The sequence below is a fragment of the Catalinimonas locisalis genome, assembly GCF_038039535.1.
In the GTDB taxonomy this organism is placed as follows: Bacteria; Bacteroidota; Bacteroidia; order Cytophagales; family Cyclobacteriaceae; genus Catalinimonas.
The window spans coordinates 1-16,196 of the sequence record NZ_JBBPHP010000073.1 but is presented as its reverse complement, the minus strand read 5'-3'; the positions used below and the strand labels follow the sequence as shown (position 1 = coordinate 16,196).

Here is a 16,196-nt window from a genome sequence, read left to right as displayed (position 1 = left end):
ATGCTAATGAAAGAGTAATTCTTCAGTATGAGCACTTTAGCTACATTACTTCACATAAATATCTACTCTACATAATGCGCCAGAATTATAGCACTTGAGCCTGCTTTCAAGGCTGAAGCATAGATAAGCTTAGGATCAGCAACAGTTCCGGATATGCCTCCGGAAGAGATATTAACAATTCCCAATACTTTGTTGGCACGGTTGAGCAGTAGGATTTTAAATTCCTCCAGTAATTCCAGCTTGTTTTCATCCCAGTGCTTGCGCAGGATCAGGTAGGCATCTTCTGAAGAGGTGACCTTGGGACGCAGGGAGGCTTTAACTTTGCTTTGATAGTGAAGGGTAATTTCTGAAACCTGATAAAAAGTGAGATTTGAAATAGCAGTCATGATGTAACTATTAAGGTGAAACATTTGATATGCTCACCCCACAGCTTATAGTCCTGGGAGGAATGGTGCGGTTACTGACAAAAGGAAACTGAATACCGGAAGCATGAGGATATGCGGTAGTCTTTTTTCAGTAACTATTGCCTATAAGCTTTCTTTGCATCATCAAAGGATTTCTGCCGGATAGTTATCATGGCAAACATTAAAGATTATCTTTTTAGGAGCACAAATATTACTGACCTGCTCAAAGCTTCCTCGGTAAACACTAAGCTTTTCCAAGATTACTCATGATTTGAAAAAAGAAACATTTGAGCGGCAGGGGATTGGTAATCTATTTTTTCTTCCGTTTTAGATACTGAAATTACTTGCAAAAATTTAGTTTTTTACACCATTTATACTTTATATAAGTATTTGTTCTTATTTTAAGTAAACATTTAAGTTTGATTTGTAATTTTACCCTTAGAATAGAATAAATTAAACTAAACCATGCTAGAAATTTACCGTCCCAGTTTTGAAACCGTATTGTATCTGCCACTTTATTCAGATAAAATATCCGCTGGTTTCCCTTCTCCTGCCAGCGATTATGAGGAAGAACGAATAGATTTAAATGAAGCTTTAATCGCTCGCCCTAGCTCTACTTATATGGTGAGGGCTCAGGGTGACAGCATGATTGGTGCTGGCATATTTGACCATGACCTATTAGTGGTTGACCGTAGCCTTAACCCTAAAGATGGCTCTATTGTAATCGCTGTCGTTCATGGAGATTTAACGGTTAAACGCCTGCGTTTCAGCAATGAAAAAAGTCTAGGCCGTATTATGATCCTGGCTGCTGAAAATCCTGATTATCCGGATATTCATGTACGAATTGAAGATTCAATGATCTGGGGGGTAGTATGCTATGCGGTACGTGATTTATTGAAGTAGTGATATGATAGGCTTATTAGATTCCAATAATTTTTATGTTTCCTGTGAGCGCGTCTTCAATCCTAAACTGGAAAATCAGCCAGTAGTGGTTTTAAGTAATAATGATGGGTGAGTGGTAGCCCGGTCCAATGAGGCCAAATCTCTGGGTATCCCTATGGGTGTTCCCTATTTCCAGATCAAAATTTTAACAGAGATGGAGAAAATACACGTTTATTCCTCTAACTACACCCTTTATGGGGACATGTCCGGAAGAATCTTATCTACGGTCAAAGATATCGTGCCGGATGTGGAAGCTTATTCTATTGATGAACAGTTTCTGGATTTTGGCTACGGTGGTAGCAGCCACTATGGTAATAACTTTATGAAATCCAGTGACCTTTTCAGACTCGGTCAAGAAGTGAAAACTCGTGTGAAAAAACATACTGGAATTCCTACCTGTTTGGGTATCGCTAAAACAAAAACACTGGCTAAGATTGCCAATCACATTGCGAAGAAATCCCTGACCCATGGAGGCATTTATATGCTTGAACACCCAAAGTTGATAGAGACCTTTCTTTCCCTCACTCCCATTGGGGACTTGTGGGGGATTGGGCGTCAATACCAGAAAAAACTTGCTAAACACGGTATCCACACGGCTCTTGATCTTTACAAATGCAAAGAAAGTTTTGTCAATCAGCAAATGACAGTGGTAGGTTTACGCTTATGGCATGAACTCCATGGTACGCCTTGTATTCCAATTGAGCAAATGAGTAAACCAAAAAAGAATATCTGTACTAGTCGGAGTTTTGGTACTTTACAAACTGATTTAACAGCCTTACGAGAAGCTGTGGCTACCCATGCCTCTGCCTGCGCAGAAAAGCTGCGGGGTGAGGGTAGTGTTGCTAATTACGTGCAGGTGTTTATTCATACGAATAGGTTCCGCCCTGATGACCAATATGACAATAGCCATACCTGGACTTTACCTATAGCCAGCAATGATAGCCGGGACCTGGTTCGCTATGCCTATTTTGCGCTACAGAAGATTTTCAAACCAGGATACAAATATCAGAAGTGTGGTGTCATTGTTTCAGGCTTGGTACCTGAAAATGCACGCCAGTTAAGCCTCTTTGAAAGCAGTATGCAGGATAATTCTACTCAGAAAGACCATATGCAGGACAAAAGGATCATGGAAGTCGTAGACATCCTCAACAAACGCTATGGAGCCAGCACTGTCAAACTGGGCGTTACCATGAGTACCCAGGAGACTAAAAGCTGGAAAATGCATCGTAGTTTGCTCTCTCCAAGGTATACCACAAGGTTTAGTGATATACCCATTGCACATTGCAGCTAAGGAAAGTGAGACTAATCTCCCTCTTTATTACCCAGGATGTAATCAACAGCTTTCTGAGTATGAAGAACAACCTCAAGCTAAAAGTGTCCAATACTGTATAAAATACCTCTTGCTATATGTAGGCAATAAGGAAAATCTATATATTCTGCTCATGCTTAGGCATTTCTAGTATAAATTTGTTAAAGGTTAGATTATAAAATACACTTTTTTGAGTCTTATAAATGTCATCTCTGTGCAAGTAGTCACTAGAAATCAACTTTAATTCTCAATGGGTATTAAAGACTTCTTGGTATAAGGCAATTTTGTCTTTTATAGCACTTAATTCAGCTGCTGTAGGGTTTGTTACATCCTCAACGGGAGGTAGCGCTCCAAATCGCATGATGCAAGCCATCAGCAATATTCTTCCTTTGGTAGCGGTTATATTTTGCCCTTCAATGAAAAGATTCTGCTCATTGGTATCCATAAAGCCTCCCGCGTTGCCTCGGGCAGCTTTCAAGACCGGATATCCTTGCAGTACGGCCTTTTCCAGGGCAGCTTCCATAGGAGCCGTCATGCTTCCGTAAGGTGCCAGGCCCTCTCCCACGATGCCTGCCAAAGGATAGTGCTTGAGATTATCCTCAATACGGGCTAGAATATCCACTTCCGTACTGGCATCAGATTCTGCATCATTCTCCCCTCTCCAGCGTGAGCTTTTATAAATCACCACCATCGGTATGGCTTCGGGCAAAAGAGCCCCTTCCGCATTTTTGATCTTTACCGCTGTTTGGCTTACCATTCCATTGATCAGGCATACTCCATCTACTTTTTCGGGTATCCTTGTGGTATTTACTTCCGATAAATAGGTATGCTTTCTGGAAGGCAGGTAGGTCATTTTTGCTCCATAGCCGAGCGTTCCCATCACTCCTCCGTGGCCTCCGGTAACTTCGTAGCCTCCTGGGCGTGCATCAGCCTTCTGTACTTCTCTGACTGCATAGATAGTCTGGGCTTGTATCAGACTGCTCCCTGCCAGATTTTTACCTTCTTCACTCTTCCATACTCCGGACGTAATATAGTCTATGGCATCAATGATGTTTCTATCGCCATCGGCGCTCAGGCTTTTTCTTTTTCGCTGGGCAGCATTAAAGACGAGGGGTTTATCCGTATCTATGAGCAGGCTCATCCAGTAAGAGGTATTTTCAATACTGGGGCTTCCTTCCAGCCAGATGCCTCCCTCATACTTGCCCGAATTCATGGCTTCCTGCACCACATTGGTAGCCCTGGCAAGGACGGTCCTGTTGGGAGAAGAGCCGTAAGGTCCGTAAGTAAAAAAGTCTTCACCAATCACTTCAGGAGCAATGTCACCATCCCCCACATCTGTTCTTTGGTCAGCGTCCAACCCTTGGGTATAGCCCCCTGAGGGTGCAGGGCGATAAAAATCATAGGAAGCTTTTTCATATATCCTTCCTCCTTTACGTTCTATTTCTTCAAAAATCCGGGAGCCATCGGGATAAAATGTCTGGCGAGATTGCTCAAACGGGGCTCCAGAATAGGCGTATTCGGCATTCCACGGCTTTCCATCACTCTGCCGCCCCATATAGGGCAAAGGATACAAACCATCTTCTGGCGTTAATGTGACTTCATAAACAGGCACATCGTCATTTGAGGTAGGCTCTTTGTGAAAAGAACCTGAAGCATCTACATAGCCATCCGCTGAAGCATAAAGCTCTTTGGCATCTTTTTCCAGAGGGTGTGCGGAAAACATTTTGACGTAAAGGGTAACCGGAGCGGCCAGTCTTTGCATAAAGAGGCGATCCATCAGGGTGTCTCCTTCCTGATCCAGCAACGACGGCAATCCGTATTTATGCCTTGCCTTGTTACTGGTAATGAGTGGCTCACTATTCTGAATGGTGGCGGTAGGACCTGAAAAAACCGCAATAGTTGGTTTGTCCTGTGCCTGTAAACGGTAAAATGTAATAGTAAAAACAATAACTAATAAAAGCGATTTCATAGGCTAGCTGCTTTTGTACCAGTAAGGAAATTGATGGTTTGTGAAAATTGACTTGGGTATCATGCCATGTACACCCAGATTACGGTCTACTACCTGGGTCACTTCAAAATCAACGGCAATGCTGGCAACAGATAAGGCCTGATTATAACTTAAGCCAGTTTTTTCCTGGATGATTCTTATCGTTTCTCTCACTGCATTACGCATGGCTTCATCTACATCCGGATCCAGGCCAATGGCCATAAAATGAGCTTCACTCTCAGCCCAGGGACCTTTGATACTTTTGCCTTTGTGTACAACAAATTCTGCCACCAGCGTCATGGAGGTTTCTATGGCGGTACCGCTGACTTCTCCATTGCCCTGTGCGGCATGTGCATCACCGGTGGTAAACATACCCCCCGACACACTTACCGGCAGGTGTAGCGTTGTCCCTTTTACCAGGTGTCTTAAGTCCAGGTTACCGCCAAAATACCCGGGAGGGATAGAGCTGACTCTACCTTCTTCAGGGGCAGGTGAAAGTGCCATGACACCCATGAAGGGAGAGAGCGGAATCTCTACCCCGGGAAAAGGTGAGGCAGTCTGCTTGTCAAAATCATAGCGATAAACGATAGATTCTCTTTCCTGCACATCATCGGGTATCGCACCTCCCCCAGGCCTGGTGTGGTTGACACCAAAATCAGATCTGAGTTTGATATCATGAATCCTGATCTCCAGTGAATCTCCTGGTTCAGCACCTCTGATATAAATGGGGCCGGTAAGCATATGTCCTCTGATTCCCGAAGGTTCAGGTTTCACATGCTCTATGATGGCCAGCACCTCTTCTGTATGCTGATTGGATGGAATTTTATTAGCTTCAAAAAAACTTAATGGGTCTTCTCTGGGAATCCCAGATGTGCTGATGGAATGAATTTCCACCACATCACCATCACTGACTTCGGCTACTGCCGGCACATCCGCTCCATAGTACCCCCAGACCATGTTTTCCGGTACAGATCGTATCACATGATCTGGTGGCTTGGGGACAAAAGGATTTTCTAATTTGCCGGGAGATAAATTGAGTTCAGGCTGGGTAAGGGTCAAAAGCCCTCCCAAACCCGCCTGCTTGAAAAATTTTCGTCTTGAATGGATATTTGTCATATTTTGTTTCTTTTTATAAGGGAGGTTTCTGCCATCCACCGGAACGGCTTTCCAAATATTCGGCCACTGCCAGGGAAACATCTTCTCGCCAGGGATGTGCCACACACTGAATACCGATGGGAAGACCGGTTTCTGTTCCACCACAACGTACTACTGTGGATGGCCAGCCAGTAGTATTATAAGGTCCGCAATAACTAGCGCCGGGTTTACGCTTTGTCCAGCTGATCTCTTCCAAGCCCTGGTCTATAGGTTCAGCTGGTGAAGAGGTAGTAGGACATAAAATAACATCGTATTGCTGAAACCATTCCAGCATTTTGGAGCGGTTAGCATCCTGCATTTCCAGAAGTTGGGTATAACGGTCTGTAGTGATGGTTTCAGCATTATCCAGACGATTCTGAATGGTCTCGCTTACAGTTTTGCTACCAAACTTATCGGCAGCGCGTTGCAAAAATGTCCATCCATCTCCTCCAACCAGTTCTCTCCTAATCTCTGCAAGTTCCTGTAGCAGGGCTTCGGGTAAGTCTTCTGTCACTTCCGCACCGGCTTCTTCCATCCACTTGGCCGTTTGTCTGACAGTATCCTGCGTCTCCTGTGCAGTGTCAGCCACTTTATTGCTAGGATAAAAAGCTACTTTGAGCGTACTAACATCAACTTCATCCGGGTCTAACCATGGGGCAGGAACGACAGCAGCATCTATAAAATCTGGTCCACTTAAGATGGGGGTAAGCAGCTTTAAGTCTTCTACCCTTCTGGCCATGGGACCTGGCTGCTGCCATAAGTCAAAGATCCCCCCATAATCCACAATATGTCCGGTTCGTGGTAATCTCACAGAAGTAGGCTTAATCCCGGCAATTCCATTGGTATTGGAAGGAAGCCGCACACTTCCTCCCCAATCCGTTCCAATATCAAATGCCGCACCTCCGGCAGCCAATATTGATCCGGCACCACCACTGCTACCTGAAGTTCCACGGGTAAGGTCATAAGGATTCTTACTTACTCCATAAATAATATTACCGGTAGTTTGTACCCCTCTCATACCACCCCCAGCAAGAGTAAATTCAGGTGTATTGGTTTTTCCCAGCAAAATGGCCCCCTGAGCCCGGGAGCGCCCCAGCACCGTGGCATCCTTTTTTCCTACTGTATTAATTTTACCTAATGTCCCTCCTGTGCTCACAACCCCTTCTGCTTCAAAAGAATCTTTGAGCGTCATGGGGACGCCATGTAACGCACCCAGTGAACCGCCTTTCTTAAGGGCTTTATCCGCTGTACGGGCTTCTTCCAAAGCACGGTCAAAACACTGCATCACCACCGCGTTGAGGTGGTAGTTGACATCCTCAATTCTGTCAATGTAGGCCTGTACCAGTTCCACTGAAGAAACCTTCCTGGCTTTGATCATTTCGGCCAGTTTGGTAGCCGACATAAAGATGAGTTCGTCTTCTGCGTCTTTACTACTTTTAGCAGCATAGAAATTTCTATTGGATGTGTTGACTTTTTTGGAACGTACAACTTTTAAGAAATCCCTTCTGCTGCGCTGTATTTTTTTTGCTGTAAATGTGTTCATTAGGTTAGCATTTAATCATGATAAATCGGGCTTTTGCCAGCCACCGGAACGGCTTTCCAGATAGGCGGCAGCGGCCAAAGAAACATCTTCTCTCCAGGGTTGGGCCACACACTGTACTCCTATGGGCATATTGTCTTCGCTAGTACCACATCTGACTACCGCTGAAGGCCATCCACAGGTATTAAAGGGTTTGGTATAGCTTTCTCCGGGATTGTCCATATAATAAGCACCTTCTTTTTCTCCGGCATTAATTTCACTGGCTGCCTTTGCTGCTACCGGACAGATGAGCAGATCATAGTCCGAAAACCATTGCAACATCGCCGAGCGGTTCTTATCCTGTAGTTCCAGCAAGCGGGTATATTCGGCAGTACTGATGGGACTGCCGCCGTGAGCTAGTCTACTTTCTAAAGAATTTCCATAAGCTTTACTGCCCTTGTCTTTCACCGTCCTGAGCAGCCATGACCATCCATCACCCACAATCAAATCACGGCGGATGGTACCAAGTTCTACCAGCAATTCTCTGGGTAAATCTTCCGTTACTTGCGCCCCTGCTTCCTCCATCCACAGCGCAGCCTGTTTCACGGTTTGCTTTACATCTTCATCTGTATCAGCAACCGTATTGTCGGTAAAGAACGCTACTTTCAGCCCTTTTAGGTCAACCTTACGATAGTCCGGCCAGGGCATAGGAATTACCACCGCATCTTTGAAATCAGGCCCTGCCATGATGGGAGTGAGCAGATCAAGGTCTTTTACGTAGCGAGCCATAGGCCCTGGTTGCTGCCAGGAATCAAAGATTCCACCGTAATCCACGATATGTCCGGTACGGGGTAAGCGTACCGAAGTAGGTTTAAGGCCTGCAATGCCATTGGCATGAGAAGGACCTCGTACACTTCCTCCCCAATCAGTACCCACATCAAAAGCAGAACCTCCAGATGCAACGATGGCTCCGGCTCCCCCACTGCTACCTGATGTACTCTTTGACAGGTCGTAGGGATTACGGCTCAATCCATAGATGATGTTGTTGGTGGTGTTGACTCCCTCAACACCACCTATCAGTGTAAACTCAGGGGTATTGGTTTTTCCTAATAGGATAGCCCCTGCTTCTCTTAACCTTGCCACGACTGTAGCATCGGCTTCCGGCACCCGATTAAGATACCCCAGCGTCCCTCCGGTACTGATCACCCCTTTGGTATCCAGAGAATCTTTGATGGTCATAGGCACGCCGTGCAGAGGACCTTTCTTGGCTCTTTTTCCTTGATTATCAGCCTGCCGGGCCTCCTCTCTGGCCCTTTCAAAACAATCCATCACCACCGCATTCAGGCGGTAGTTTACCTTTTCAATCCTGTCAATGTAAGCGTCTACCAGTTCCAGGGAAGAGAGCTTGCGGTTTCTGATCATTTCTGCCAGCTCAGCCACTGATTTAAACACCAATTCATCATCTGCTTTTTTTTCGAGAAAAGGAGAATGAATCTCCTTTTTTCTTCTGAAAAATTCCTGGCGATTTAACTTTTTTGTATAAGTTAGATTATCCATCGCTAATAAAGTTAAATGGCTGGCATATCCCAGCCGCCGGTCTGTGCTTCAATAAAACTGGCTACAGCTAGTACCTGATGTTCCTGCCAGGGCCTTCCGACGATCTGCACCCCTATGGGTAAACCCTCAGGACTGGTACCTGCTCTTACTACTGCTCCCGGCCAACCGGTGAGATTGAAGATCCCCTTGTAACCATAACTGTCAGGATCTCCCGGTTTTCTGTCAAAAGTTTCAGGGTTGGGTTCAGCAGGACTTGTATCTACCGGACAGATGATGATGTCATAACTTTTCAGCCATTGCAACATCTCACTACGGGAGGCATCCAGTTGTTCTACCATGGCAGTAAACTCTTCTGCCGGAACAATATCTTCCTCATTTCCAAGGCGCAGCAAAGGATGAGTGGTTTGAGTTCCTTCTCTTTCCACAAGTCTTCTTACCCAGGCTCTTCCATCGGCTTTAAACATCTCAGAGCGTATTTTCTCAGCTTTTTTGATCTGGCTGACGGGAGCGTCTTCCTTGATGTTGAAGTTGGCGTCTCTGAGCATAGCCACTACACTCTGCACGGCTTCTACCGTCTCATCGGTACAGCTCTCGCTGCTGCCATGATCTATGAACCAGGCATACTTCAATGCGCCAAGATCCACGGAGTCCATGCTTTCCAGAGGTACCGGATGTATGGCGGCATCAATTTGATCAGGTCCTGATATGATGGGCAACAAATAATCTAAGTCCTCTACCCAGCGTGCCAGTGGTCCCAGTACCTGGTAGGCATCAAACAGTCCTCCGTAATCTACGATATGGCCTGTTCTGGGCACACGACCCATAGTGGGTTTTAGACCGGAAATCCCGCAAAAATGAGCTGGCCCCCTTATACTTCCACCAAAGTCTGACCCGATATCCATGGGTGAACCACCGGCAGCAATGATTGCCCCCGCTCCCCCACTACTTCCTCCCGGCGTATAGCCTTCCTTATAAGGATTGCTGGTCATACCATAGATCAGGTTGGCTGTAGTGCCGGATAAAGTAAATTCCGGGGTGTTGGTTTTGCCTAATAAGATGGCGCCTGCATCGCGCAAACGCGCTACCACAGTAGCATCTTTTGCTGGTATATAATTTTTCCTACCCATCGTCCCTCCAGTAGACACTACACCTTCAGTATCTAGCGAATCTTTGATGGTCATAGGCACCCCATGCAGAGGCCCCATTGATTTTCCTGCTGCCCTCATCTTGTCGGCCTGTTCAGCTTCCATCATTGCTCTTTCGCGACACATCATCACCACCGCATTGATTTGTGGATTCACTTCATCTATACGCTGGTAAAACATATTGACCAGTTCTGTTGATGATACCTCTCCGGACTGTACCATTGCAGCAAGCTGCTTCGCAGAGGTAAAAAGTGGGTCTGCAGGAAGTTTTACCTTATCATAAAAAGTTGATTTCCGCCGAGGGGTTACTTTCAGAGGGAGCATACCACTCATACCAATGGCCGCTCCACTCAAAGCAGTGGTTTTCAGGAAGCGTCTCCTGTTTGTGGTTGGAATTTTCATATTAAATTAATTATAGGTTAGATAGTGAATATATTACTCTACATCCCACCATACTCTGGTTGCCATATTATCAGGGCCCTGACGACTGATAGCAGCATCGTAATTAGCTTTATTCAGCGTAAGCTCAGAAGGTGGATAGCCCTTGCGCCTGGGAATAGATCTTCCAGACATGGCATCTGGAGCCGGAGCTAATTCAGGATATCCCAGTCTTCTCCATTCCGACCATGCCTGTATGCCTTGCATGTAAAATGAGATCCATTTTTGCTCTCCTATGGATGCCAATGGCTCGCTGGCGTTAAATGCAATGGATGGCTCTTCCATGAAAGTATTGATCTGCTCTTCCGGAACGCCCCAATACTCCAGCGAAGCCCGTATTCCTGTTTTGTAATAGGTTTCAGCATCTCCATCTATCCATCCTCGGGAAGCAGCTTCGGCTTTCATAAAACTCACCTCTGCATATGAAAGGATAGTAAAAGGACTGGCTGCACCCAGTACTTTTTCTGCGTCAGGCCAGGAGACAGCTTCATCTCTGATGCCACTCCCTTTGGAACGATCAATTCCATAGGGCATACCGATGTATTCTCCGGCATTATCTCCCAAAGCAGCCACATCTGCGTAATAAGCCAGGCGGGGGTCATTCAATTCTATCAATTTATCCACCATGGTATTGGACACCCCCAGATTAGGGACAGAAATAAAAAAGCGATAGTACATAGGGTTGTTATTCCCGGCAGATGCTGAAAAACGGTAAAGTGCATTCTGACTGTTGTCTGAGGGTAAACCTGCCTGATAAGCTTCCTGAACTACCTCCTGGGCCATGGCAGGATCAACCTTAGAAAGCCTTAAGCCAAGTCTCATTTTCAGGGCATTGGCAAGTAGTTGCCAGTTCTCCATATCTCCTCCAAAAATGATATCTCCTTCCACTGGTGTTCCTTCCAGTTCTATCTGGGTTGAAGCTTCACTTAGCTCTTTGATCAAATCTTCATAAATCAGCTCCTGAGGATCATAGGTTGGTAGTACCTGGTCAAGGCCTGCCAAAGCTTCAAAATAAGGTATATCACCCCATATATCGGTAATGTTACTGAAAGCCCAGGCTCTCAGAATTCTGGCTACTGCAATCTGATTATTATTACTGCCGGATTCACTTACCGATACTGCTAATTCAGGATCATTATTTAGTCGGATGATTTCCTGTAAATCTATCAGTCCTTCCTGGTAAAAGTCTGCAAAGTCACTTTGTACATCCAGATAGATGCCATCAAAGCCCCCCCTTAGGTTTGCCAGATACTGCATGTAGATATTGGCATATGAGCTTTCTCCGAAGTTGCTATTGTTTCCAAAAACTTCCTTGACTAGATTTCTTTGCGCACTTGTAAGCAACTGTGATGTAGGCACTGACGTGGGTTCATTGGGGTTGATATTGATTTCTTCAAAATCATAACAACCACCTACTACTAGCGCCAAAAATAGTATTAGTGTTTTTCTAATATTTTTCATGGGATAGAAAGTTATTCTTAGAATTTCATTCTGATGTTGAAACCTAAATTTCGTGGAGCAGGTAGCGCCGCTCCTTCCAATCCTTGGGCATTATCGGATCCGTAGGCCAGTTCAGCTGGGTCTAAATGAGGTATATTTTTGTGTAATATCGCGAGGTTTCTACCCACCAACCCGAAAGAAGCTGACTGAAAGAGTGAGTTTTCAAGCCACTTTGAAGGTAAGGTATAGGTAATCACCACCTCCCTTAGCTTGATGTAACTAAGATCATATACCGTAAATTCATCAATTGAATAATACTGTTTCAGGTAGTTTTGAGCTTCTAGATACACCTGGTTTTCCATGCCACTTTCCGTAACCGCTACCGCTCTAATTCCTCCTCCATCCTGCACCGGATCTCTTTTGCGTACCCCCCGGTCGTTGAGCCCTACCGATTCAATAAACTGCCCATTGGCAATTCCATTGGATACGGTTTCAGACCAGACATCTCCCCCTTTCTGGAAATCTAAAAGTGCACTGATTCGCAGGCCTTTGTAGCTGAAGGTATTCATAAAGCCTCCGGTAAAGTCTGGCTGAATGTTACCCAATACCTTACCCGGTTCCAGTTGATAATACCCTGTACCATCTACTATCGGGATGCCATCTTCGTTCTTCTGTACTCCAACGCCAATGATGGCACCATACGCTTCTCCGACCCTGGCATTGATGGAAACACCGTCCCTCATTCCAACTTCAAGGTTGTCCTGACCAGCTGCCAATGCCAGCACTTTGTTATTATTCTTGGCCCAGTTAAAATTCATATCCCACTGAAAACCACCGGAAGTAGAAATCGGGGTTGCGGTGAGCATCAACTCTATTCCTTGATTTTCTACCTGCCCGGCATTTACAATCACTGCGTCAAAACCAGTACTGTTAGATACTGAAAGTGGAATAATCTGATTACGCGTTACATTATGATAGTAAGTAGCATCAAAGCCAAAAATTCCATTAAAAAACCGCATGTCAAGACCAAACTCATAACTGGTGGTGATTTCGGGTTTGAGGTTACTATTATTCAGAATATCTGGAACAGTATATACAGGTAGGCTCTCATATGGAGTTAGCGAATTATAAGTTAACCCGAGTCTGTATGGATCAGTATCATTTCCTACCTGTGCCCAGCTAGCCCTGAATTTACCGAAGGACAGCACACCAGAATTTGGCATAAGTTCCGAAAACACTAGGCTGGTAGAGATAGCAGGATATAAAAATGAATTATTATCTACCGGAAGTGTAGAAGACCAGTCATTTCTTAATGATCCATCTAGATAAACCAGTCCACGATATCCAAATGATGCACTACCATATATACTATTTACAACCCTTTCAGTTGTAACATCCTCTGTAAGCAAACGGTCTATAGAAGCACTTAGGTTATAGAAGTTTGGTACGCTTAACCCATTTTGCGTTTTAGCCCAGTTCCGGTTAAACTTATTTCTCCTGGTATTGGCTCCCAGGTTCACATACAAAGACATGTCACTAGCATAATTTTTCTGATATTGAGCCAGAAATTCATAATTGTCCTCACGGAACTGAATTACATCCTCTTGATATGCATTTTGCAAATACCCTCCTAATGCAGCACGATCTTCTCTTCTTTCTGTGTAAAAGTCCGTACGTGCTACACCTTTAATACTTATTGCATCGGTAAGTTGATATTCCAGTGAAAGATTACCATATACTCTGTCGCGCGTATCATTATTATAGTTTTCGTATAAAGTAAAGTACGGATTGTTGTTATAACTCTGCTCGTTATAGGATTCAGGTCCCCTTACGTTCCAGGTCATATGGCGATAGCGTTCAGATTTGTAATTTCTTAAGCGATCCGGGTCTAACTGTCGCTGGGTCCAGGCATACCAATAGGTAAGTACATTTACAGGTTCTTCTGACGACCAATCTCCTGTTGCTGGACGTCCGACTGCATTATTATTGATATAGTTTACTTTTGTACTCACCTTGAATTTATCAGTAAGTTGTGTCCCCGCACTGATAGCCACTGTATTTCTCCTTAAGCTGCTATTAGGAAATATTCCCGTCTGATCCAGATTAGTGTAAGACAATCGGAAGGTAGAGTTGTCATTACCCCCTGATAGAGAAATATTATTGGATAATGTTCTGCCTGTCTGAAGGAAGTCTCTGATATTATTAGGAGAAGCTACCCAGGGACGTACTTCCTCATAATTAGGTTCTCCCGGATACATACTATCCCAGTGCCTCACCATCTGTCCTTCAAATCTAGGTCCCCATGTATTGTTGGCATTGGTATTGACTATCTTAAAAGTTTCTCCGGCCGCATTTGTATATTCGTCAAAAGTAAGCTTGAAACCACCCCCATATTCATTTTGCATTTCTGGCAAAATGAAGGCATTGCTAAATGAAGTGGTAGAATTAATACTAACGCCTATGCCTTCATTAAGCTTACCACTCTTGGTAGTAATTAGAATCACTCCGTTAGCAGCTCTGTTTCCGTAAAGGGCAGCAGCACTTGGACCTTTTAGTACGGATATGGAAGCAATGTCATCCGGATTAATATCCTGTGCTGCATTCCCATAGTCACGACCTCCATCTCCCACTGACTGCTCTCCTGTATTGTAATTGGAATTGTCTATTGGTGTTCCGTCTACTACAAATAGAGGCTGGTTATTTCCGGAAATGGAATTTATACCCCTTATCAGGATACGTGAAGAACCTCCAATATTACCTGAAGAATTTGAAATTTGAACTCCGGCAATTTTTCCCGTCAGACTATTTACAATATTGGTTTCTTTCGCCTGATCAATACCTTCGGTATTAACCTCTTGCACTGCATACCCCAGAGAACGTTCCTCTCTTTCTACACCTAAGGCAGTTACGATCACTTCAGATAACTCTTTGGTATCTGATATCAGGGAAACATTAATTTCAGACTGACTACCAACTTCTATCTCTTTTGTCTGGTAACCAATGAATGAGAATATTAGTACAGGGTTTTGCTTTTCCACGGTAAGAGAAAACTTACCCTCCACATCAGTGATTGTTCCTTTATCTGAGTCTTTTACCAAAACGTTTACTCCAGGAATAGGAGCATCACTATCATCCGTTACAACTCCACTAACACTTTGACTCTCTGATTGCCCATATATAGTTTGTGGCAACGTAAAAGTTAGTAGCAGGGATAAAACAAGGAGCTTTTCACTTGCATTTTTGTATATTTTTTTCATAATTTTATACGTTTTTACATAAAACAATAGTCCCTTTCTTCATGTAATACATGAAATCTTAACCGACACGAAAGGGGAATTTTAACGAGCGAAGATGTTGCCGCATCTTCGCTTTTCTTTTCATTCTAGCATTTCACAAGTTATTTTTAATTGTAATAGGTAAGCTTTTACTATTGTAGGATTTAGAGGTTAAACACTTAAGTAAAAGATACCTTGTTCACTGAAAGGAGCAGCTGCAACAGTTCAAAGGTAGAAAGTCTATTTTTACATATCAAATTATTATTCTATTTTTTTATTATTTTTAAAATAAAAATCTGATTAAATATTCATTTTCATAATTTTAATCTGAAAAGGTATTATTTTGAAATATATAAAATGGAAAATTATTAAGTAAATAATCTTAAGTATAAGATATACCAAGTGGTTTAATATTTCTTCTGATACATTTTTTAACAAGAAAGGAAGGCATTTATAGCACATCTAGAATGAAGAAATCCCGCAAACTTAAATTCAGCTACAAAACCTCATTTAAATGGAAAAAATATGTTTATGACATGTTCTTGCGATATTACACGTTTGCCTCATACTCTCCTACTGCATTTTACCTTAGGAGTCCAAAGGAGAACTTTTACTAATGCTCCTGACGATAGAAAACCTTTTAAGTTAAGATTAAAGTAAAACGAAAATAAATATGCGGGTATATTCATAAACCATGAGTGGCAATAAAAGAAGGGACATGGAAATGAAAAACTCCAATATAATTTAAAGCCTATGAAATAAATTATTGCAAAAAGCTTTATCCATTTTCGGTAGTCCTGAAAATCATTGAATACAGGCTTCCAAGCTTATTCAACTATTTTTCAGTGTTAGAATTCAGGTTAACTATCACTAATCTTGTTTCGTGTCGTCTTACTTTAGCATGTTACAATTCAGACTTTTTCAAGATGCTGATCGGCATTGTTTAGCTCTTTTTTGATACTCTTTCTAGCTAACCAAATCAGTACTACAGAAAGTAGAAAGAGTAAGCCTGCTATAACTGAAAGAATATACACTCCTTTGTTGAA

Annotated in this window: 10 protein-coding genes and 1 pseudogene; 3 read left to right on the top strand and 8 right to left on the bottom strand. The window is 43.5% G+C overall.

All coding sequences use genetic code 11. The features are described 5' to 3' along the window. Window positions 1-62: 62 nt before the first annotated feature. The gene (locus WJR50_RS33165) at window positions 63-386 is read right to left on the bottom strand and encodes a JAB domain-containing protein (protein ID WP_341297621.1); all 324 of its coding nucleotides are present in this window, start codon (window positions 384-386) and stop codon (window positions 63-65) included. Between the two features lie 483 nt (window positions 387-869). Here WJR50_RS33165 and WJR50_RS33160 point away from each other — a divergent pair, with 483 nt between their 5' ends. The 3 genes and pseudogenes from WJR50_RS33160 to WJR50_RS33150 all read left to right on the top strand — a co-directional run bounded on the left by WJR50_RS33160 (window position 870) and on the right by WJR50_RS33150 (window position 2,637). Then, window positions 870-1,307, top strand: a complete 438-nt coding sequence (locus WJR50_RS33160) for a LexA family protein (RefSeq protein WP_341297620.1) — start codon at window positions 870-872, stop codon at window positions 1,305-1,307. Between the two features lie 4 nt (window positions 1,308-1,311). Continuing rightward, a pseudogene (locus tag WJR50_RS33155) lies at window positions 1,312-1,776 on the top strand (Y-family DNA polymerase); the annotation flags it as partial. Between the two features lie 51 nt (window positions 1,777-1,827). Further along, a complete protein-coding gene (locus tag WJR50_RS33150; RefSeq protein WP_341297622.1) occupies window positions 1,828-2,637 on the top strand; it encodes a DinB/UmuC family translesion DNA polymerase in 810 nt (269 codons plus the stop codon). A 265-nt stretch (window positions 2,638-2,902) separates the two neighbouring features. On the opposite strand, the gene WJR50_RS33145 is transcribed toward WJR50_RS33150, so the two are convergent. From WJR50_RS33145 to WJR50_RS33115, 7 genes are read right to left on the bottom strand one after another with little or no spacing between them, the layout of a single operon-like run. Continuing rightward, window positions 2,903-4,624, bottom strand: a complete 1,722-nt coding sequence (locus WJR50_RS33145; RefSeq protein WP_341297619.1) for an asparaginase domain-containing protein — start codon at window positions 4,622-4,624, stop codon at window positions 2,903-2,905. A gap of 3 nt (window positions 4,625-4,627) precedes the next feature. Further along, window positions 4,628-5,758 carry an acetamidase/formamidase family protein gene (locus WJR50_RS33140; RefSeq protein WP_341297618.1) on the bottom strand — a complete coding sequence of 377 codons (1,131 nt, stop codon included), beginning with the start codon at window positions 5,756-5,758 and terminating at the stop codon, window positions 4,628-4,630. Between the two features lie 13 nt (window positions 5,759-5,771). Next, window positions 5,772-7,319: an amidase gene (locus WJR50_RS33135; protein WP_341297617.1), complete on the bottom strand. Its 1,548-nt coding sequence runs from the start codon at window positions 7,317-7,319 to the stop codon at window positions 5,772-5,774. A 15-nt stretch (window positions 7,320-7,334) separates the two neighbouring features. Beyond that, a complete protein-coding gene (locus WJR50_RS33130; protein WP_341297616.1) occupies window positions 7,335-8,852 on the bottom strand; it encodes an amidase in 1,518 nt (505 codons plus the stop codon). A gap of 11 nt (window positions 8,853-8,863) precedes the next feature. Next, window positions 8,864-10,399: an amidase gene (locus tag WJR50_RS33125; protein ID WP_341297615.1), complete on the bottom strand. Its 1,536-nt coding sequence runs from the start codon at window positions 10,397-10,399 to the stop codon at window positions 8,864-8,866. A gap of 33 nt (window positions 10,400-10,432) precedes the next feature. Further along, the gene (locus WJR50_RS33120) at window positions 10,433-11,896 is read right to left on the bottom strand and encodes a SusD/RagB family nutrient-binding outer membrane lipoprotein (RefSeq protein ID WP_341297614.1); all 1,464 of its coding nucleotides are present in this window, start codon (window positions 11,894-11,896) and stop codon (window positions 10,433-10,435) included. Between the two features lie 17 nt (window positions 11,897-11,913). Continuing rightward, window positions 11,914-15,132: a SusC/RagA family TonB-linked outer membrane protein gene (locus WJR50_RS33115; RefSeq protein ID WP_341297613.1), complete on the bottom strand. Its 3,219-nt coding sequence runs from the start codon at window positions 15,130-15,132 to the stop codon at window positions 11,914-11,916. Window positions 15,133-16,196: the final 1,064 nt, after the last annotated feature.

Bases quoted from the DNA above. Each gene is read 5' to 3' on its own strand.
- WJR50_RS33130 (WP_341297616.1), bottom strand. From the start codon at position 8,852: ATGGATAATCTAACTTATACAAAAAAGTTAAATCGCCAGGAATTTTTC.
- WJR50_RS33165 (WP_341297621.1), bottom strand. From the start codon at position 386: ATGACTGCTATTTCAAATCTCACTTTTTATCAGGTTTCAGAAATTACC.
- WJR50_RS33115 (WP_341297613.1), bottom strand. From the start codon at position 15,132: ATGAAAAAAATATACAAAAATGCAAGTGAAAAGCTCCTTGTTTTATCC.
- WJR50_RS33145 (WP_341297619.1), bottom strand. From the start codon at position 4,624: ATGAAATCGCTTTTATTAGTTATTGTTTTTACTATTACATTTTACCGT.
- WJR50_RS33120 (WP_341297614.1), bottom strand. From the start codon at position 11,896: ATGAAAAATATTAGAAAAACACTAATACTATTTTTGGCGCTAGTAGTA.
- WJR50_RS33160 (WP_341297620.1), top strand. From the start codon at position 870: ATGCTAGAAATTTACCGTCCCAGTTTTGAAACCGTATTGTATCTGCCA.
- WJR50_RS33150 (WP_341297622.1), top strand. From the start codon at position 1,828: ATGCTTGAACACCCAAAGTTGATAGAGACCTTTCTTTCCCTCACTCCC.
- WJR50_RS33135 (WP_341297617.1), bottom strand. From the start codon at position 7,319: ATGAACACATTTACAGCAAAAAAAATACAGCGCAGCAGAAGGGATTTC.
- WJR50_RS33125 (WP_341297615.1), bottom strand. From the start codon at position 10,399: ATGAAAATTCCAACCACAAACAGGAGACGCTTCCTGAAAACCACTGCT.
- WJR50_RS33140 (WP_341297618.1), bottom strand. From the start codon at position 5,758: ATGACAAATATCCATTCAAGACGAAAATTTTTCAAGCAGGCGGGTTTG.